The 19,031-nt window shown below is 73.3% G+C and carries 16 protein-coding genes; 10 read left to right on the top strand and 6 right to left on the bottom strand.

Annotated elements, in window-relative coordinates; all coding sequences use genetic code 11:
- Nucleotides 1-119: 119 nt before the first annotated feature.
- Both disA and radA read right to left on the bottom strand, forming a co-directional pair.
- Nucleotides 120-1,244 (bottom strand): DNA integrity scanning diadenylate cyclase DisA, encoded by a 1,125-nt coding sequence (gene disA, locus AB0D29_RS37770; RefSeq protein WP_361769502.1) that lies wholly within the window; start codon nt 1,242-1,244, stop codon nt 120-122.
- A 173-nt stretch (nt 1,245-1,417) separates the two neighbouring features.
- Entirely contained in the window at nt 1,418-2,833 is a 1,416-nt protein-coding gene (gene radA / locus AB0D29_RS37775) for a DNA repair protein RadA (protein WP_362860372.1), read from the bottom strand.
- A gap of 171 nt (nt 2,834-3,004) precedes the next feature.
- Here radA and AB0D29_RS37780 point away from each other — a divergent pair, with 171 nt between their 5' ends.
- A complete protein-coding gene (locus AB0D29_RS37780) occupies nt 3,005-4,798 on the top strand; it encodes a hypothetical protein (protein ID WP_362860373.1) in 1,794 nt (597 codons plus the stop codon).
- 13 nt (nt 4,799-4,811) lie between these two features.
- Here the strand turns inward: AB0D29_RS37780 and AB0D29_RS37785 are convergent, their stop codons facing one another.
- On the bottom strand, nt 4,812-5,723 hold the full coding sequence (locus AB0D29_RS37785; RefSeq protein ID WP_362860374.1) for a hypothetical protein: 912 nt from the start codon (nt 5,721-5,723) through the stop codon (nt 4,812-4,814).
- Nucleotides 5,724-5,786: 63 nt separating this feature from the next.
- On the opposite strand from AB0D29_RS37785, the gene AB0D29_RS37790 reads away from it, so the two are divergent.
- Entirely contained in the window at nt 5,787-6,722 is a 936-nt protein-coding gene (locus tag AB0D29_RS37790; RefSeq protein WP_362860375.1) for a Ppx/GppA phosphatase family protein, read from the top strand.
- Nucleotides 6,723-6,762: 40 nt separating this feature from the next.
- Here AB0D29_RS37790 and AB0D29_RS37795 read toward each other — a convergent pair whose 3' ends face one another.
- Nucleotides 6,763-7,875 (bottom strand): endonuclease/exonuclease/phosphatase family protein, encoded by a 1,113-nt coding sequence (locus tag AB0D29_RS37795; protein WP_362860376.1) that lies wholly within the window; start codon nt 7,873-7,875, stop codon nt 6,763-6,765.
- A gap of 265 nt (nt 7,876-8,140) precedes the next feature.
- Between AB0D29_RS37795 and AB0D29_RS37800 the strand changes: the two genes are divergently transcribed.
- The 3 genes from AB0D29_RS37800 (at nt 8,141) to ilvD (ending at nt 11,561) form a co-directional block, all read left to right on the top strand.
- A complete protein-coding gene (locus tag AB0D29_RS37800; RefSeq protein WP_362801419.1) occupies nt 8,141-8,968 on the top strand; it encodes a sugar phosphate isomerase/epimerase in 828 nt (275 codons plus the stop codon).
- Nucleotides 8,965-9,588, top strand: a complete 624-nt coding sequence (locus AB0D29_RS37805; RefSeq protein ID WP_362860377.1) for a TetR family transcriptional regulator — start codon at nt 8,965-8,967, stop codon at nt 9,586-9,588. Before AB0D29_RS37800 ends, AB0D29_RS37805 begins: the two co-directional genes overlap by 4 nt.
- A 122-nt stretch (nt 9,589-9,710) precedes the next feature.
- The gene (gene ilvD, locus AB0D29_RS37810; RefSeq protein WP_362860378.1) at nt 9,711-11,561 is read left to right on the top strand and encodes a dihydroxy-acid dehydratase; all 1,851 of its coding nucleotides are present in this window, start codon (nt 9,711-9,713) and stop codon (nt 11,559-11,561) included.
- Between the two features lie 64 nt (nt 11,562-11,625).
- Here ilvD and AB0D29_RS37815 read toward each other — a convergent pair whose 3' ends face one another.
- Nucleotides 11,626-13,752 carry a serine/threonine-protein kinase gene (locus AB0D29_RS37815; protein WP_362860379.1) on the bottom strand — a complete coding sequence of 709 codons (2,127 nt, stop codon included), beginning with the start codon at nt 13,750-13,752 and terminating at the stop codon, nt 11,626-11,628.
- 106 nt (nt 13,753-13,858) lie between these two features.
- On the opposite strand from AB0D29_RS37815, the gene AB0D29_RS37820 reads away from it, so the two are divergent.
- The 5 genes from AB0D29_RS37820 to proC all read left to right on the top strand — a co-directional run bounded on the left by AB0D29_RS37820 (nt 13,859) and on the right by proC (nt 17,306).
- Entirely contained in the window at nt 13,859-14,161 is a 303-nt protein-coding gene (locus AB0D29_RS37820) for an SH3 domain-containing protein (protein WP_362860380.1), read from the top strand.
- An 87-nt stretch (nt 14,162-14,248) separates the two neighbouring features.
- Complete coding sequence (locus tag AB0D29_RS37825) at nt 14,249-14,788, top strand: hypothetical protein (protein ID WP_362860381.1); 540 nt, start codon at nt 14,249-14,251, stop codon at nt 14,786-14,788.
- A gap of 77 nt (nt 14,789-14,865) precedes the next feature.
- Entirely contained in the window at nt 14,866-15,660 is a 795-nt protein-coding gene (locus tag AB0D29_RS37830) for an ABC transporter ATP-binding protein (RefSeq protein WP_362860384.1), read from the top strand.
- Nucleotides 15,657-16,394 carry an ABC transporter permease gene (locus AB0D29_RS37835; RefSeq protein ID WP_362860382.1) on the top strand — a complete coding sequence of 246 codons (738 nt, stop codon included), beginning with the start codon at nt 15,657-15,659 and terminating at the stop codon, nt 16,392-16,394. Before AB0D29_RS37830 ends, AB0D29_RS37835 begins: the two co-directional genes overlap by 4 nt.
- A gap of 102 nt (nt 16,395-16,496) precedes the next feature.
- Nucleotides 16,497-17,306: a pyrroline-5-carboxylate reductase gene (proC, locus tag AB0D29_RS37840; protein ID WP_030720587.1), complete on the top strand. Its 810-nt coding sequence runs from the start codon at nt 16,497-16,499 to the stop codon at nt 17,304-17,306.
- A gap of 47 nt (nt 17,307-17,353) precedes the next feature.
- Here the strand turns inward: proC and trpS are convergent, their stop codons facing one another.
- Nucleotides 17,354-18,352, bottom strand: a complete 999-nt coding sequence (trpS, locus tag AB0D29_RS37845) for a tryptophan--tRNA ligase (protein ID WP_362860383.1) — start codon at nt 18,350-18,352, stop codon at nt 17,354-17,356.
- Nucleotides 18,353-19,031: the final 679 nt, after the last annotated feature.

Consider the following 19,031-nt stretch of genomic DNA (forward strand, 5'->3'; position numbering starts at 1 on the left):
ATCGCCCAGCAGGCCACCCCGATGCCGCCCGGCGAGGACCTGGCCACCCTGGGCCGCAGCGGCGCGCCTCAAACGCCGGCGGGGCTGAAAAAGGCGGGGCGGGTGGGGCGGAGCCCCGGCTACACGTAGCGTTCGAGGATCGAGGATTCCGCCAGGCGGGACAGGCCTTCGCGGACGCTGCGCGCACGCGCCTCGCCGACGCCGTCCACCGTCTGCAGGTCGTCGACGCTCGCGGCGAGCAGCTTCTGCAGTCCGCCGAAGTGCTCCACGAGCCGCTCGATGATCGCGCCCGGCAGCCTCGGCACCTTCGCCAGCAGCCGGTAGCCGCGGGGCGACACCGCCGAGTCCAGGGTCTCGGGCGAGCCCGTGTACCCCAGCGCCTTCGCCACGATCGCCAGTTCCAGCAGCTCCGGGTGGGTCAGCGCGTCCAGTTCCGCCAGCGCCTCGTCCACCGTGCGGGAACGCTTCGCCGTCGGCTCCGGCACGTAGTCCCGGATGACCAGCTCCCGCTCCTGCTCGATGCCCACCGTCAGCTCGTCCAGCTGCAGCGACAGCAGTCGCCCGTCCGTGCCCAGTTCGACCACGTACTCGGCGATCTCGGTCGCGATCCGGCGGACCATTTCCAGCCGCTGCGCGACCGCCGTCACGTCGCGGACCGTGACCAGGTCCTCGATCTCCAGCGCCGACAACGTGCCCGCGACCTCGTCGAGGCGCAGCTTGTACCGCTCCAGCGTGGCCAGCGCCTGGTTCGCCCGCGACAGGATCGCCCCGGACTCCTCCAGGACCCGCCGCTCGCCGTCCACGTACAGCGCGATCAGCCGCATCGACTGCGAGACGGAGACCACGGGGAAGCCGCACTGCTTGGAGACGCGGTCCGCCGTGCGGTGGCGCGTGCCCGTCTCCTCCGTCGGGATCGACGCGTCCGGCACCAGCTGCACACCGGCCCGCAGGATCTTGGTGATGTCCTTGTCGAGGATGAGCGCGCCGTCGAGCTTGCACAGCTCCCGCAGCCGGGTCGCGGTGAACTCCACGTCCAGGACGAAACCACCGGTGCACATGGCCTCGACGGACTTGTCCATGCCGAGGACGATGAGCCCGCCGGTGTTGCCGCGGACGATCCGCTCCAAGCCGTCACGCAGCGGCTGACCAGGTGCGACCGCGCTCAGCGAGGCGCGCATCATGGCCTCCTGCTTGGAGCTCGCGCCCGACTTGCCGGATGCTGCTGCCCCGTCCTTGGCTGCCACTGCACTCCTCCGGTCGCGGGTTGCGCCGCCCCGCGCCGCGGGCACGAGGACGTGCGTACGGCCGGGCGGACCAGCCCAAAGTCTACCGGCGCGCGCTGCGGCCCCGCCGTGGCTTGGCCAGGTACGGCTTGCGGGGGCCCCGTACGGACCCCCTGACCAGGGCCGCTGCCCCGTCAGTCGGTGGCCCGCTCCTTGGCCGGCGTACGGGAGCGCCCGCGCGGCAGCACCCGGAGCGCATCGCCCATGTCGGCCACCTCGATCACCTTCATCCCGGCCGGGACCTTCCCCGGATCCGCCGGGACCAGCGCGTGCGTGAAGCCGAGCCGGTGCGCCTCGGCGAGGCGCCGCTGCACGCCGGTCACCCGCCGCACCTCGCCGGCCAGACCGACCTCGCCGATCGCCACGAGGTTCTTCGGGAGCGGTACGTCGCTGGCGGCGGAGGCCAGGGCGAGCGCGATCGCCAGGTCGGCGGCCGGCTCGGTCAGCTTCACCCCGCCCACGGTCGCGCTGTAGATGTCGCGCTTGCCGAGCGCCGTGATCCGGCCGCGCTGCTCCAGCACCGCCAGCATCATCGAGACGCGCGAGGTCTCCAGGCCCGAGGTGGTGCGCCGGGGGGAGGGGATCTGCGAGTCCACGGTGAGCGCCTGTACCTCGGCGACCAGCGGACGCTTGCCCTCCAGCGTCACGGTCAGGCACGTGCCCGGGACGGCCTCGGCGCGCCGGGTCAGGAACAGCCCGCTCGGGTCGGCGAGTCCGGTGATCCCCTCGTCGTGCAGCTCGAAGCAGCCGACCTCGTCGGTGGCGCCGTACCGGTTCTTGATGCCGCGCACCAGCCGCAGCCGGGCGTGCCGGTCGCCCTCGAAGCTCAGGACGACGTCGACGAGGTGCTCCAGCAGCCGGGGGCCGGCGATCGCCCCGTCCTTGGTCACGTGGCCGACGAGGAGGGTGGACATCCCGCGTTCCTTGGAGGCCCGGATCAGCGCCCCGGCCACCTCGCGCACCTGGGCCATGCCGCCGGGCGCGCCGTCGATCTCGGGGGAGGCGACCGTCTGTACGGAGTCCAGGATCAGCAGGGAGGGCTTCACGGCGTCGAGGTGCCCGAGGACGGCGGACAGGTCGGTCTCGGCGGCCAGGTACAGGTGATCGCTGAGGGCGTTGATCCGGTCGGCGCGCAGCCGCACCTGGCTGGCCGACTCCTCGCCCGTCACGTACAGCGTGCGGTGCTCGTCGCTCGCCGCCTTCGCCGCGACGTCCAGCAGCAGCGTCGACTTCCCGACGCCGGGCTCGCCGGCGAGCAGCACCACGGCGCCGGGCACGAGCCCGCCGCCGAGGACGCGGTCCAGCTCGTCCACGCCGGTGCTGCGCGCGGTCGCCGTCCGGCCGTCGACCTGGCCGATCGGCAGGGCGGGCGCGGAGACCCGCCCGGCGGCGGTGGTCCGCACGGCGGGTGCGCCGCCCATCTCCTCGACGGTCCCCCAGGCCTGGCACTCGGGGCAGCGACCGAGCCACTTGGCGGTGGTGTACCCGCACTCGGAGCAGCGGTAGGACGGCCGGTCCTTGGCGGATGAACGAGCGGTGCGGGCAGCCATGCCGCTCACGGTAGCCGCCCGCACCGACAAAGCGGTGGGAGGGCTCCGGCGGCCGCCGGAGCCCTCCCACGTCAGGGGCCACGTCAGCGGACCACCGATCTGTTCACCCGTAAGGGCTAAAAGTGGGGAAGGCTTCCAGGGCGCCACCGGCGCGCCGCCTACGGTCGCCAGGTGAACAGCAGCAACCAGGCACACCCCTCAGCGCACCCCGGCGCACACCGGGCGCACGGGCGCACGCACAGCGAGGGGGAGCAGCCGCCCCCCTTCCGGCACGAGCCTTACCTGGACGGTCTGTTCACGTACTGCCTGTCGGTCCTGTGCGACCACGACACCGCCACCGACGTGCTGGGCGACGTCCTCGCCGTGGCCGAGCGGCACCCCGGCCGCTGCCCCGACGAGGGGGACCGGCGGGCCTGGCTCTACGCGCTGGCCCGCTGGGGCTGTCTGCGCCGGCTGGCAGAGCAACGGCGCACCCGGCAGGGAGCGCATTCCGCCCGGCGTGCGCCGGAGCACATCGAGCGCAACCGTGCGCCGGGTGGTGACACGGACCCGGGGGCCGCCCCGGACGCAGGACGCGCCCCGGAGGCCCACCGGCCCGTTGACGTGCACGCCTACCGCCGTACCGAACTGGCCCGGCTCGCCTGGCCCGAGGCCGCCGGCACCACCCCCGCGCAGCGCGAGGCCCTCGAACTCGCCGTCCGCCACCGCCTCGGCGTCCCCGAGCTCGCCGCCGTCCTCGGCACGCCCCCGGCCACCGCCCGCGAGCTCCTGTCCGGCGCCGCCTGCGAGGTGGAGCGCACCCGCGCCGCGCTCGCCGTCGTGGAGACCGGGAACTGCTCCGCCGTCTCCCTGCTCACGGGCGACGACGGAGAGGGCGACGGCGGCGGCAACGTGCTGCTGTCCAGCACCCTGCGCGCCGAACTCGTCCGCCACGTCGACGACTGCCCCCGGTGCCGCCGCGTCGCCGAACGCGTGGGCGTCGCCGCCCCCTGGCCCGGCTCCGGCGGCATCAACACCGCCGCGCTGCCGCTCGTACCCGCCCCCCGCACCGCCGTCCACGCGGCGATGCTCCGCTCCGGCCGGGGCCGCGGCCGCAGGCCGGGCCCGCGCTTCGACCGCACCGGTTTCCCGATGGACCCCAGGGACCGCGCGGCCCGCCGCGACCGGCTGCGCGCCCGGGCGGTGACCACGACCGTCGTCGCCACCGTCGTCGCCGCCCCGGTGCTGGCGCTGTGGGCGGCGTACCGCGGCGCCCCCAGCACGGGCGAGCCCGTCGGCGGGGACTCCACCCGCATCTCCGCCAGCGAGTCCGAACTCCCGACGGCACGGACCGACGGCCGCCCGCTGACGGCGTACGAGAACACCGGCAACGCCGCCAGCACCACCGGCGGCCCCGGCTTCGCCCAGAGCAGCGCCGACTCCGACGTCTCCGTCGAGGTGATCAGCACCGGCCCGCCGGCCGGAGCCGACCACGCCGGAGCCCACGCAGGCCACCTCTCCGTCGCCGCGTCCTCCCGCGGCTCCCTCACACTGCTCACCCTCACCGCCTCCGGCGGCGCCCCGGTGGACTGGCGGCTCTGGTCCGACGCGCCGTGGCTGCGCGCGAGCCGCACCGCGGGCACGCTGGCCCCCGGAGAATCGGTCACCCTGCGGATCGCAGTGGATCCCGACGCCCAGCCCGTGGGCGCCTGGACGGCCCGGGTCGGGGTCGATCCGAGCGGCGCGGTGGTCTCCATCCAGGGCCGCGGCCGCCCCGCGGCGACCCCGACGCCCGCGCCGGACCCGACGCAGCCCCCGTCGCCGACCCCGGACCCGACGCAGCCGCCCACGCCGACCCCGACGCCCACCGAGCCGACGATCCCGCCGCCGTCCCCGACGCCCACGCCGACCGCGACGCCGCCGGACGGCTCAGGCGGAACGGTTTCCCCGGGGCCGGACCCGGGGCCGTCGGGCTCCCCGGGCTAGCCGCTCACGCCGGTCAGACCGGGTCCGCCGGGTGCGGGGCCATCGGCAGCAGGGACGCCAGCCGCGCCTCGCACAGCTTCACGAGCGCCTCGTACCCCTCCTTGCCCATGAGCTCCGTCAGCTCGGCGCGGTACGACACGTACACCGGGTCCCCGGCGCCGTGCGCGGAGGTGGCCGACGTACACCACCAGTGCAGGTCGTGGCCGCCGGGACCCCAGCCGCGGCGGTCGTACTCACCGATCGACACCTGGAGCACGCGGGTGTCGTCGGGCCGTTCGATCCAGTCGTACGTCCGGCGGATCGGCAGCTGCCAGCAGACGTCGGGCTTGGTCTCCAGCGGTTCCTGGCCGCTCTTCAGCGCCAGGATGTGCAGCGAGCACCCGGCCCCGGCGGGGAACCCCGGCCGGTTCAGGAAGATGCACGCGCCGTCCCAGCGGCGGGTCTGCTTCTCCCCGTCGTCGTCGTGCTGGGTCCAGCCGCTCTCACTGCCGACGTCGTGGAACTGCCACAGCTCGGGCGTCAGCCGGGCCACGTGCTGCGCGACGCGCTTCTCGTCGTCCTCGTCGGAGAAGTGCGCGCCGAGCGTGCAGCAGCCGTCGTCCGCCCGGCCCGCCTGGATGCCCTGGCAGCCGCTGCCGAAGATGCAGGTCCAGCGGGAGGTCAGCCAGGTCAGGTCGCAGCGGAAGATCTGCTCGTCGTCGGCGGGGTCGGGGAACTCCACCCAGGCCCGGGGGAAGTCGAGGCCCTTCTCGTCGGAGACGACGGGGGGCTTGCCCTTGCCGTTCTTGGCGCCGCCGCTCTTGCCCCCGGCGTTCTTGGCGCCGGCGTTCTTGCCCTTGGCGGTGTCCTTTGCAGGGTCCCTGGCAGGGTCCTTGCCCGTGTCCTTCTGCGACCGGGTCTTGTTGGCCTTCTTCGTATTTGGCACAAACCCAAGCCTAAGCGCCCCTTACACAACCCCCGAGCGTTCCTCGCAGTAGCGTTTCCCCCTATGAGACTCGGTGTCCTTGATGTGGGTTCGAACACGGTCCATCTCCTGGTGGTGGACGCGCACCCCGGCGCGCGCCCGCAGCCGGCGCACTCGCACAAGGTGGACATGCGGCTGGCGGAGCTCCTCGACGAGGGCGGCGCCGTCACCCCCGACGGCGTGGAGCGCCTCGTTTCGGTGATCTCCGACGCGGTGCAGGCCGCCGAGGACAAGGGGTGCGAGGACGTCCTCCCCTTCGCGACCAGTGCCGTACGCGAGGCCACGAACGCGGACGAGGTCCTGGCGCGGATCAAGGCCGAGACGGGCGTCGACCTGCCGGTGCTGAGCGGCGAGGACGAGGCCCGGCTGACCTTCCTGGCGGCCCGCCGCTGGTTCGGCTGGTCCGCCGGGAAGCTGCTGGTCCTGGACATCGGCGGCGGCTCGCTGGAGATCGCGTACGGCATCGACGAGGACCCGGACGCGGCCGTCTCGCTGCCGCTGGGCGCGGGCCGCCTCACCTCGGGCTGGCTCCCGGGCGACCCGCCGGACGCACTGGACATCCGGGCGCTACGGCGGCACGTGCGGGCGGAGATCGCCCGCACGGTCGGCGAGTTCAGCCGCTTCGGGGTCCCGGACCACGTGGTGGCCACGTCCAAGACCTTCAAGCAGCTGGCCCGCATCGCGGGTGCGGCCCGCTCGGCGGAGGGTCTGTACGTGCAGCGGGACCTGAGCCGCAAGTCCCTGGAGGAGTGGGTCCCCCGCCTGGCGGCGATGACCACGACCCAGCGCTCGGCCCTCCCGGGTGTCTCGGAGGGCCGGGCGAACCAGCTGCTGGCGGGTGCGCTCGTCGCGGAGGGCGCGATGGACCTCTTCGGCGTCGACGAGCTGGAGATCTGCCCCTGGGCCCTGCGCGAGGGCGTGATCCTCCGCAGGCTGGACCACATGCCGACGGGATCCTAGGTCCTGTCCGGGCCTGGGCAAGGCCCGGGCCCGGGGGAGGTCAGCCCAGCCGGAGCGCGCTCGTGACGCCGGCGTGGTCGGACGGCCACAGGCCCGAGGGGGTGCGGTCGGCCGGGGTCTCGCCGACCAGATCGGCCGTCAGCGCGTTGATCTTGCCGCGGAAGAGGACGTAGTCGATGCGCTGCGTGAGGCCGGAGGCGGCGTTGCGCAGCTCGGGGGCCCGGCAGCAGGTGAAGCCGGGGGTGCGGGGGCGGTGCCGGTTGGCGGTCCAGACGTCCTGGAAACCGGCGGCCAGGAGGCGGTCGTAGCTCCGGGTGGCGGTCGCCGGCGTCGCGCCGACCCCGCCGGCCGCCGAGTTGAGGTCACCGAGCAGCACGGTGGGGAGCTTGGTGTCCAGCGGCCCCGCGAGCAGTTCGGCGGCCTGTGCTTCCTGGACGGCGGGGGCGGCGGGTTCGAGACGGGTGCTCACCACCCGGGCGGTGCGGTCGCGGAGCGTGACGTCGGCCGAGACCCAGCCGCGCTCGATCTTGAGGGCCGGACCGGGCGGGCAGCCCGGCGCCGGCCGGCAGACGGACACGTGGTCGCGGAACCGGGCGGCCTGCGCGTTGGCCACGGAGAAGGCGCGAGCGGGCAGGTCGGTGCGGGCCAGGAGCACGTCGCGGTCGGTGAGGCGGATGTCCTGGAGGCCGGCGGGCGTGGAGCGGGGGGCCTCGAAGTCCCCGCCGACGGTCACGCTCGCCACGGCGGCGTAGTGCTTGCCGCGGGCGGCGAGCTCGTCGAGGAGGATCCGCAGGAAGTCGTACTCGACGTGGGTGGCGCCGCCCGGCCCGGCCGGCGTCTGGCTGCGCCACAGCACCGCTTCCTGGAGGCCCACGAGGTGGGGCTCGCTCTCGGCGATCTCGTCGGCCAGTGCCTCGGCGCGCTCCGTGAAGTCCGTCGCCCGGACGCTCGACCAGACCGCGGTCACCGCGGCGACGAGCCCCTGCGGGGTGGTGGCGGCGAGGACGGGCGCGAGGTCGGCGCCCAGGTGGAGGTTGCGGGTCGTGACCCGCAAGGGGGTCCGGCCCCCCTCGGCGGCCGAGGCCGTGCCGAGCGATCCGGGTGCGAGCAGCGCGAGCGCGCACAGGGCGGATGTGAGCCAACGGCGAGTCATGCGGGCAGCCCTCTCGGTGAAAAGCGGGCGAACGCCCGCATCTTGGCCGAAACCTAAGACGGTTGACGGGGCGTCGCGATCCAGCTGTGGGCCGGGCGGCCTAGGCGAGCCGCGCGGCGGCCTTCACCCGGGCCCGGCCCGCGGGGTGTCCGGTTCCGCCGGGGGCGTGCGCCGTGGGCCGAGACCGGCCACCGGCCGGGCCCGGTCCGGCCCGGGGTGGCGGCCGTCACGTACCGGGCGGGCGTCGGCCCCGTACCCTGTCTCCGTGGCAGAACCAGTCCGCGTCCCGACCGCGAAAGTCGCCCTCTCCACCGCCTCCGTCTATCCGGAGTCGACGGCGACCGCCTTCGAGATCGCCGCGCGCCTCGGGTACGACGGCGTGGAGGTCATGGTCTGGACGGACCCGGTCAGTCAGGACGTCGACGCCCTGCGCCGGCTTTCGGACCACCACCAGGTGCCGATCCTCGCCGTGCACGCGCCGTGTCTGCTGATCACCCAGCGCGTGTGGTCCACCGATCCGTGGACCAAGCTGCAGCGGGCGCAGGCGGCGGCCGAGCGGCTCGGCGCGTCCACCGTCGTCGTGCACCCGCCGTTCCGGTGGCAGCGCCAGTACGCGCGGGACTTCGTCACCGGCATCTGGCGGATGGCCGACGAGACGGACGTCCGGTTCGCCGTGGAGAACATGTACCCCTGGCGCTACCGCGACCGCGAGATGCTCGCGTACGCACCCGAGTGGGACGTGACCAAGGACGACTACCGGCACTTCACCGTCGACCTGTCGCACACCGCCACCGCCCGTACGGACGCCACCGCGATGATCGACCGGATGGGCGAGCGGCTCGCGCACGTCCACCTCGCCGACGGAAACGGTTCGGCGAAGGACGAGCACCTGGTCCCTGGGCGGGGCACGCAGCCCTGCGCCGAGCTGCTGGAGCGGCTCGCCCGGACCTCGTTCGACGGCCATGTGGTGATCGAGGTGAACACGCGGCGGGCGATGTCCTCCGCCGAGCGCGAGGCCGACCTCGCCGAGGCGCTGGCCTTCACGCGGCTGCACCTCGCCACCGCCACCCGGGACGGGGCGCGGCGGGCATGACGACGGGAGCGGAGAAGCCGCGCCGCCGCGGGCCCGGCCGGCCGCGGCAGGACGAGGCCGACGACGGGCCCGGCACCCAGGAGCGGATCCGGCTGGCCGCCCGCGAGGTGTTCGCGGAGCGCGGGTACGACAAGACGTCCGTACGCGGCGTCGCGAAGGTGGCGGGGGTGGACCCGGCGCTGGTCCACCACTACTTCGGCAGCAAGGACGACCTCTTCGCCGCCGCCATCGAGATGAGCCTGGAGCCGGCCCTCGTGGTCCCCGCGATCGTCGGCAGCGGCCCCGACGGCATCGGCGAGCGGCTGGCCAGGTACTTCCTCGGCGTCTGGGAGAACCCCGTCACCCGGGCCCCGCTGCTCGCGGTGATCCGGTCCGCCCTCACCCACGAGGCCGCCGCGAAGGTGCTGCGCGGGCTGGTGCTGCGGCGGGTCCTGGAGCGGGTCGCCGCCGACCTCGACGTGCCCGACCCGACGTTCCGCGCCGAGCTCGCCGCCTCCCACATGGTCGGCATCGCGATCCTGCGCTACGTCGTCCGGGTCGAGCCGCTGGCCTCCGCGGACGCGGAGGACATCGTGGCACTCGTGGCCCCCACGCTGCAGCGGTACCTGACCGAAGAGTGAGCCCGTCGTCCCGTCATGCGGACGCGGCGTCCGGATCGCGGGCAGTGGGCGTAGCCTCGTATCTGAGCCATATCCGCAGTCGCGGCTGACCGTACAGCCGCACTCATGGGGAGTGAAACCGCATGCCCGAGCTGAGGTCCCGCACCGTCACCCACGGCCGCAACATGGCAGGCGCTCGTGCGCTGATGCGCGCGTCGGGCGTAGCGAGCGAGGACATCGGCAAGCCGATCATCGCGGTCGCCAACTCCTTCACCGAGTTCGTGCCGGGCCACACCCACCTCGCCCCCGTCGGCCGGATCGTCTCCGACGCCATCCGCGCCGCCGGTGCCATCCCGCGCGAGTTCAACACCATCGCGGTCGACGACGGCATCGCCATGGGCCACGGCGGCATGCTGTACTCCCTGCCCTCCCGCGACCTGATCGCGGACTCGGTCGAGTACATGGTCGAGGCGCACTGCGCCGACGCCCTGATCTGCATCTCCAACTGCGACAAGATCACCCCGGGCATGCTGATGGCCGCCATGCGCCTCAACATCCCCGTCGTCTTCGTCTCCGGCGGCCCGATGGAGGCCGGCCAGGCCATCCTCGTCGACGGCACCGTCCGCAAGCTCGACCTGATCGACGCCATGGTCGACGCCTCCAACGAGAACGTCTCCGACGAGGACGTGCTGCGCATCGAGGAGAACGCCTGTCCCACCTGCGGCTCCTGTAGCGGCATGTTCACCGCCAACTCGATGAACTGCCTCGCCGAGGCCATCGGCCTCGCCCTCCCCGGCAACGGCTCGGTCCTCGCCACGCACACCGCCCGCCGCGCCCTGTACGAGGACGCCGGCCGCACGGTCGTCGAGATCACCAAGCGGTACTACGAGGACGGCGACGAGTCGGTCCTGCCGCGCAACATCGCCACCCGCGAGGCCTTCGAGAACGCCATGGCCCTCGACATCGCGATGGGCGGCTCCACGAACACGATCCTCCACCTCCTCGCCGCCGCCCAGGAGGCGGGCCTGGAGTACGACCTCACCGACATCGACGCCGTCTCCCGCCGCGTCCCGTGCCTGGCCAAGGTCGCCCCGAACGTGGCGCCCGGCGGCACGTACTACATGGAGGACATCCACCGCGCCGGCGGCATCCCCGCCATCCTCGGCGAACTGCACCGCGGCGGCCTCCTCAACAAGGACGTCACCACGGTCCACTCGGAGGGCCTGGAGGACTGGCTCGCCAAGTGGGACGCCCGCTCCGGAACGGCCTCCGGCACGGCCATGGAGCTGTGGCACGCGGCACCCGGCTGCAAGCGCTCCGCCACCGCCTTCTCCCAGTCCGAGCGCTGGGACACCCTCGACCTCGACGCCGAGGGCGGCTGCATCCGCTCCGTGCAGCACGCGTACTCCAAGGACGGCGGCCTCGCCGTCCTGCGCGGCAACATCGCCGTCGACGGCTGCGTCGTCAAGACGGCCGGCGTCGACGAGTCGATCTGGACCTTCGAGGGCCCGGCGGTCGTCTGCGAGTCCCAGGACGAGGCCGTCGACAAGATCCTGCGCAAGGAGATCAAGGCCGGCGACGTCGTCGTCATCCGCTACGAGGGCCCGCGCGGCGGCCCCGGCATGCAGGAGATGCTCTACCCGACCTCCTTCCTCAAGGGCCGTGGCCTCGGCAAGGTCTGCGCCCTCGTGACCGACGGCCGCTTCTCCGGCGGCACCTCGGGCCTGTCCATCGGCCACGCCTCCCCGGAGGCGGCCTCGGGCGGCGACATCGCGGTCGTCGAGGACGGCGACCGGATCCGCATCGACATCCCGAACCGCTCGATCGAGCTCCTCGTCCCCGAAGCGGAGCTGGCGGCCCGCCACCAGGCCCTCGGCGGCATCTACGCCCCGAAGAACCGTGAGCGCAAGGTCTCCGCGGCCCTGCGCGCCTACGCCGCCATGGCCACCAGCGCCGACAAGGGCGCGGTCCGCGACGTCACCCGCCTGGGCTGACAGGGCTGACACCGACCGACCCCGACGGCGCCCCCGCACCCTCCGGTGCGGGGGCGCCGCCTTCTCACCACGCGCCCGGATCCCCCGCCGCCACCGCGAACACCGACCCGTCGGGCGCGCCCCCGAACACCCGCCCGCCCCCGACGACGGGCGCGGGCAGCGTGGACGCGTACGTGTTGCCGCCGTCGGCCATCCTCGGCCTGGTCTGGCCCGCCGGCCGGCCGTTTCCCGCGTCGACGGCCAGCAGCCGCCCGTCCGGCGCCGTCAGGAACACCCGGCCGTCGGCGACCACCGGCCGGGAGGCCACCGTCACGCCCGTCTCCAGCCGCCACTCCTCCTTGGCGGTGCCGACCGCGACCAGCGAACCGGAGGTTCCGGACAGGTACGTGACCCCGTCCTGGTCCACCGTCGCCTCCGCGTCGAACAGCGGAGCCGCCAGCCGCACCCGCTGCACTGTGCCCGCCGCGAGGTCGGCGCGCACGACGGCGGTCGTCCTGGAGGACGCGTCGAGATCCATCAGGTACAGCCCGCCGTGCGCGGCGCCGACCGGCCGCAGCCGGCCCGCCGTGCGGAGCTGCCGGCCCACCGTCCCGCTCGCCGGGTCGACCGCGGCGAGCTGCGTGGACCCGCCGGTGCCCTCGGGCGTCGCCACGTACAGTCCGGGCGTTCCCCCTTCGGGTCCGCCACCGGTCCACCACACGGATCCGACCCCGCCGATCTGCCGGGTCCAGCGGGGCGTGCCGTTCGCGGCGTCCAGTGCGGTGACGCTGCCCGTCGTCCCCACGAGCAGCACCTGCCCGCCCGCGGCCACCACCTGCGAGCCGTCCGGGAGCTTGTGCCGCCAGCGCTCCGTCCCCGTGCCCGGGTCCAGCGCCCGGAGCGTCTCACTGCCCGGCACCACGACGAGGACCTGCCCGCCCGCGTGCAGCGGCGCGCTCACGGCCGTCGTCCCCTTCGCGGGCGCGGTCGCCTCCACCGCCCACACCACCGAACCGTCCGCGGGGTCGAGCCGGGTCGCGGCGAGGCCCGGTCCGGCGCAGTAGAGGGCCGCCGCCTGCCAGGAACAGGCCCCGATCCGGCTGCCCGTGCCGGGCGCGCCCAGGGGGACCGTCCACGGGGCGAAGGTCTTCTGCGGCACCGGATCCGCCTTCGCGGCGATCTGGGCGGGCGACCCGGTCGCCGTCCCGAACCGCACGTACCCGCCGACCGCCGCGCCCACGAGCAACAGCCCGACCCCGGCCCCCACCGCCAGCCGGACCCGCCGCCGGCGCGGGGCCCCCGGCCCGGTGGCGATCCGCTCCCTCCGGTGGGTGAGCAGCTCGGCCTCGTCGGGCCGGCGCGGCCGGGGGATGAAGGCCTGGGTGTCCTCGGCGGTCGGGTACGCGAGCGCCCGCATCTCGGCGATCAGTTCCTCGGCGGTGGGCCGCTCCGCCGGTTCCTTCGCCAGGCACCGGGCGACGAGACCCGCGAGCTGCGGCGGCAGCCCGGTCAGATCCGGCTCGCTGTGCACCACCTGGTACGCCACCAGGTAGTGGCTGTCCGAGTCGAACGGCCCGTGTCCCGTGGCCGCGTGCACCAGTACGGCGCCCAGGGCGAAGACGTCCGCGGCCGTCCCCACGTCCCGCGGCCGCTGGAACTGCTCGGGCGCCATGTACGGCGGAGTGCCGATCAGCTTGCCCGTCTCGGTCCGCAGGTCGCTGTCCGCCGGCCGCGAGATCCCGAAGTCGATGACCCGCACCCCGTCCGGGGCCATCAGCACGTTGCTGGGCTTCAGGTCCCGGTGCACCACTCCGGCCCGGTGGATGTCCCGCAGCGCCTCGGCCAGACCGGCGGCGAGCCGGGCCAGTTCGACGGGGTCCAGCACCTGTTCCCGTACCCGTTCGGCGAGCGTCGGCGCGTCGATGAACAGGGTGGCCATCCACGGACGTTCGGCATCCGGATCGGCGTCCACGACGGGCGCGGTGAACGCCCCGCTCACCCGCCGCGCGGCGGCGACCTCCTGCCGGAAGCGGGCCCGGAACTCCGCGTCCACCGCGTGCTCGGGGTGCACGATCTTGACGGCGAGTTTCAGCCCCGAGCCGGACGTGGCGAGGTGGACGACGCCCATCCCTCCGGAACCGAGCACCGATTCGAGCCGGTACTGCCCGGCGTATTCCGGAAAGCCCACGTAGTCCGCGCGCAGCGAATGCACCGCTCACCACCCCCGCCGGAGCCTAGTCGATGACCCCTGCGCATCTCCAAGGTCCTGCTACCCTGCGCGAGTTGCGCAGGGCAACGCCCATGGGGGGAGATTTCGCATGTCGGTGGAGAACGATTCGAGCCAAGTCCAGAGCCTGGCGGCCGGCTCCGGCTACCCGTCGTACCCGGTCGCGCCCGGTTCCCGGCTGAACGTCCGCAGCGGTCCCGGCACCAACTACTCCGTCGTCGACGTCCTGCCGCTCGGCGCGATCGTCACGCTCCGCTGCCAGTGCGAGGGCACCACCGTCTCGGGCCCGTACGGCACGACGGACATCTGGGACTGCATCGGCAACGGCCGGTTCGTCTCCGACGCGTACGTGAAGACCGGCAGCGACGGCTACGTGGTCACCCACTGCGGTTAGACCGTGGCGGGCCGGGTCCGACCACGGACCCGTCTGACACGTGAGACACACCCGGCCCGGCCGGCCCGGCGGGAGATAATCGCTGCTGTGAGCGACGACCAGCGAGACCAGACCTCCCCCGAGCCGGCCGAGCCGGCCGCGCAGGCCACGGGCCCCACCGGTCCCGAGCCCGAGCCGATCCCGTTCTTCGGCACCACCTGGGTGAACCACGACGGCGGCTACGCCCTGCGCCGCGCCGGCGCCGCGATCGGCTCGCTGGTCACCGCCGTCGCCGCCGCCGTCCTGCTGCGCCTGTCGTACGAGGGCCTGGAGATCGGCAACGTCGGCCCCTTCCTCAGCATCTCGGTCGTCGTCCTCTTCGCGATCGCCAGTGCCATCGCCTTCGTCAAGACCTGGGACTCCTTCAGCCGCCGCCCCGCCCCGTCCTCCGACGAGGCCGCCCTCAAGGGCCTCAAGGCGATCGGTTTCATCGGCTCCCTCATCGCGTACTTCCTGCGCTGCCTCGCCGAGGCCCCGGGCGAGAAGCTCCGCCGCGCCGAGTACGAGCGCGCCCGGGCCGACTTCGCCCGCCGCCGCAGCTCCCGTACGGGGAACCCGGCCGCCCGCCGCCCCAAGCGCAAGAAGTAGCCCGAGCCGCCCGCCCCCATCCCGCTCTGTGCGGGCGATTGACGGCGGGCACCGCCAGGAGCATTATTCATCACATGATGAATAACCAGTCCGGGGGAGCCCCGGCAGCCGTGCACGCCCACGGCCTGACCGTCCGACGCGGAACCGGCCGCACCCCCCGCAGCGTCATCGACTCCATCGCCTTCGACGTCCCCCGCGGCCGCATCACCGGCCTCCTCGGCCCCTCCGGCTGCGGAAAATCCACCCTCATGCGCTCCATCGTCGGCACCCAGGCCCACGTCACCGGCACCCTCGACGTTCTCGGCCGCCCCGCCGGACACCCCGAGCTCCGCTCCCGCATCGGCTACGTCACCCAGGCGCCCAGCGTCTACGACGACCTCACCGTCCGGCAGAACCTCGACTACTTCGCCGCCGTCCTCGACCCCGGCCGCTCCGCCGCCGACCGCCGCGCCGCAGCCGTCCGCCAGGCCATCACCGACGTCGACCTCACCACCCACGCCGACGCCCTCGCCGGGAACCTCTCCGGCGGCCAGCGCAGCCGCGTCTCCCTCGCCGTCGCCCTGCTCGGCACCCCCGAGCTCCTCGTCCTCGACGAACCCACCGTCGGCCTCGACCCCGTCCTGCGCCGCGACCTGTGGAACCTCTTCCACGACATCGCCGCCACCCGCGGCGCGACGCTCCTCGTCTCCTCCCACGTGATGGACGAGGCCGAGCGCTGCCACGACCTCCTCCTCATGCGCGGCGGCCGCATCCTCGCCCAGGACACCCCCGACGCCCTGCGCACCCGTACCCACTCCGCCACCGTCGAAGAAGGCTTCCTCCGCCTCGTCGACGAAGCCAACGCACTCGCCGCCCAGGAGACGACGCCGTGAACAGTGCCCGCACCACCGCCACCGCCGCCCGCGTCCTGCGCCAGCTCCGCCACGACCCGCGCTCCATCGCGCTGATGCTCCTGGTCCCCGTGCTGATGCTCACGCTGCTGCGCTTCGTCTTCGACGGCGACGCCCGCACCTTCGACAGCATCGGCGCGTCCCTCCTCGGGATCTTCCCCCTCATCACCATGTTCCTGGTGACCTCGATCGCCACCCTGCGCGAGCGCACCTCCGGCACCCTCGAACGCCTCCTCGCCATGCCGCTCGGCAAGGGCGACCTCATCGCCGGCTACGCCCTCGCCTTCGGCGCCGTCGCCGTCCTCCAGTCCCTCCTCGCCACCGGCCTCGCCCTCTGGCTCCTCGGCCTCGACGTCGTCGGCTCCCCGTGGCTGCTCCTGCTCGTAGCCCTCCTCGACGCCCTCCTCGGCACGGCCCTCGGCCTCTTCGTCTCCGCCTTCGCCGCGTCCGAGTTCCAGGCCGTCCAGTTCATGCCGGCGGTGATCTTCCCCCAGCTGCTCCTCTGCGGCCTCTTCGCGGCCCGCGACACCATGCACCCCGTCCTCGAAGGCCTCTCCGACGTCCTGCCCATGTCCTACGCCGTCGACGGCATGACCCAGGTCCTCACCCACACCGACATGACCGCCGACTTCGTCCGCGACGCCGTGATCGTCGCCGCCTGCGCCCTGCTCGTACTCGCCCTCGGCGCGGCCACCCTCCGCCGCCGCACCCCCTGACCGCACTCCGGACAGCGCCTCCCCCTTCACCGCCCGGGTGCAAGGATGAGGACGTATACGCAGCCCACGCGCAACAGAACAGTTCGGCGAGGTGAATCGGGCATGACCCAGACAGTCGCAGTCCTCGGTACCGGCAAGATCGGCGAGGCCCTGCTCAGCGGAATGATCCGCGGCGGTTGGCCCGCCTCGAAGCTCCTCGTCACGGCCCGCCGCGCCGACCGGGCCGAGGAGCTCCGCACCCGCTACGGCGTCGAGGCCGTCTCCAACGCCGAAGCCGCCAAGCGCGCCGACACCCTCATCCTCACGGTCAAGCCCCAGGACATGGCCAAGCTCCTCGACGAGCTCGCCCCGCACGTCCCCGCCGACCGCCTCGTCATCAGCGGCGCCGCCGGCATCCCCACCTCCTTCTTCGAGGAACGGCTCAGCCCCGGCACCCCCGTCGTCCGCGTCATGACGAACACCCCCGCCCTCGTCGACGAGGCCATGTCCGTCATCTCCGCCGGCAGCCACGCCACCGCCGAGCACCTCGCCCACACCGAGGAGATCTTCGGCGGCGTCGGCAAGACCCTGCGCGTCCCCGAGTCCCAGCAGGACGCGGCCACCGCCCTCTCCGGCTCAGGCCCCGCGTACTTCTACTTCCTCGTCGAGGCCATGACCGACGCCGGCATCCTCCTCGGTCTGCCCCGCGCCCAGGCCCACGACCTGATCGTCCAGGCCGCCATCGGCGCCGCCGTCATGCTCCGCGACAGCGGCGAGCACCCGGTCAAGCTCCGCGAGGCCGTCACCTCCCCGGCCGGTACGACGATCAACGCCATCGTCGAACTGGAGCGGCACGGCGTCCGCGCCGCCCTCATCGCCGCCCTCGAAGCGGCTCGCGACCGCAGCCGCGAGCTCGCCTCCGGCAACAGCTGAGACACCCGTACCGGTGGGGGCCCCGCAGCACGCGGGACCCCCACCCGTCACGGCTCCAGCAACCCGATGGCCCGGTACGCCCGGTCCACCACCGGCCGCGCCAGCTCCCGGGCCCGCCCGGCGCCCTGCCGCAGCACCTTCTCCACCTCCGCCGGATCGCCGACCAGCTCCGCGTGCCGCTCCTGCACCGGCCGCAACAGCTCGACCACGGCGTCGGCGACATCCCGCTTCAGCGCCCCGTACCCGCTGTACCCGTCGGCGAGCCCGGCCGGATCACCCCCGGTGCACGCCGCCAGGATGTCCAGCAGGTTCGCGACCCCGGGCCGCGCCTCCCGGTCGTAGACCACGCCGCCGTCCCCGCTGTCGGTGACCGCCCGCATCACCTTCTTGCGCACGACCCCGGGTTCGTCGAGCAGATAGACGATCCCCGCCCCGTTCTCATGGGACTTCCCCATCTTCGAGGTCGGCTCCTGCAGGTCCATGACCCGCGCGGCCACCGCCGGCAGCGTCGCCTTCGGCACGGTGAAGGTGTGCCCGTACCGCTGGTTGAAGCGCACCGCCAGATCGCGCGTCAGCTCCACGTGCTGCCGCTGGTCCTCCCCTACCGGCACCTCCTGGGCCTCGTACGCCAGGATGTCGGCGGCCATCAGCACGGGATAGGTGAGCAGCGACAGCCGTACGCCCTCTCCGGAGGCCTGCGCCTTCGCCGCCTTCTCCTTGTACTGGATCATCCGCCGCAGCTCCCCGTCGGTGGCGGTGCACTCCAGGAGGTACGCCAGCCGCGTGTGCTCGTCGACATGGCTCTGCACGAAGAGCGTGCACCGCTGTGGATCCAGTCCGGCGGCGAGCAGCAGCGTCGCCGCCTGCCGGCTCAGCCTCCGTACGCGCGCCGGATCGTGTTCGACGGTCAGTGCGTGGAGGTCGACGACGCAGAACAGCGCCTCGGCCGGCTCCTGGTCGGTGGCGACCCACTGCCGTACGGCCCCCAGGTAGTTCCCCAGCGTCAGATGACCGGTCGGCTTGATCCCGCTGAAGATCCTCGTCATGTCCTGCTCTCCCTGTGTGTGAGTGGTGTCGGGGCCGCCGCGTCGGGCGACCGAGCCACTCCCGGGAGGGGAGAAACAAAAACGGCCGCCGTAGCGGCGGCCGTGAGCGCATGCGTGCTCGCGTGGAAGGTCGGCCGCCGTCAGGCGGCCCACCAGCGAAGGCTGAGCGTGAGCGCATGCGTAGTCATGGGCCCAGCGTAGAGGGCCGGGGATGAAGACGGGGTGAGTTTCGGGAGCCCGCGCGTCGCCGGTCAGCCGGGGGTTGACACAGGTGTGCCCGATCCGTAAGGTTCTTCGAGTTGTCCGAAGTGAGCGTCGACCCCGGTCGGTCCCCGGACAGCCATCCCGCACTACACATTCGAACGAACGACGCACTCCGTCGTCTTGTTTTCATGCGTATTTGCGAATGAGGAATCCGCGTCCGAGGACGCCGCCGCCGATTAGGTTCGGGGGCGGGGAATCCGCTACTGTCTCACTCGCCGAAGGGGCCAAACAGCCCCGAGGCAAAGCCCGCTGACTGGGAGTCAGGCCCGAAAGGATCTGATAGAGTCGGAATCGCCGGAAAGGGAAAGCGCGAAAGCGCCGGAACTGGAAAGCACCGAGGAAGTCGGACACGAAAGAGTCTGATAGAGTCGGAAACGTAAGAACACAGAACGAAAGCCCGGAGGAAAGCCCGAGA

The organism is Streptomyces sp. NPDC048424 (assembly GCF_040651555.1).
Classification (GTDB): Bacteria; Actinomycetota; Actinomycetes; order Streptomycetales; family Streptomycetaceae; genus Streptomyces.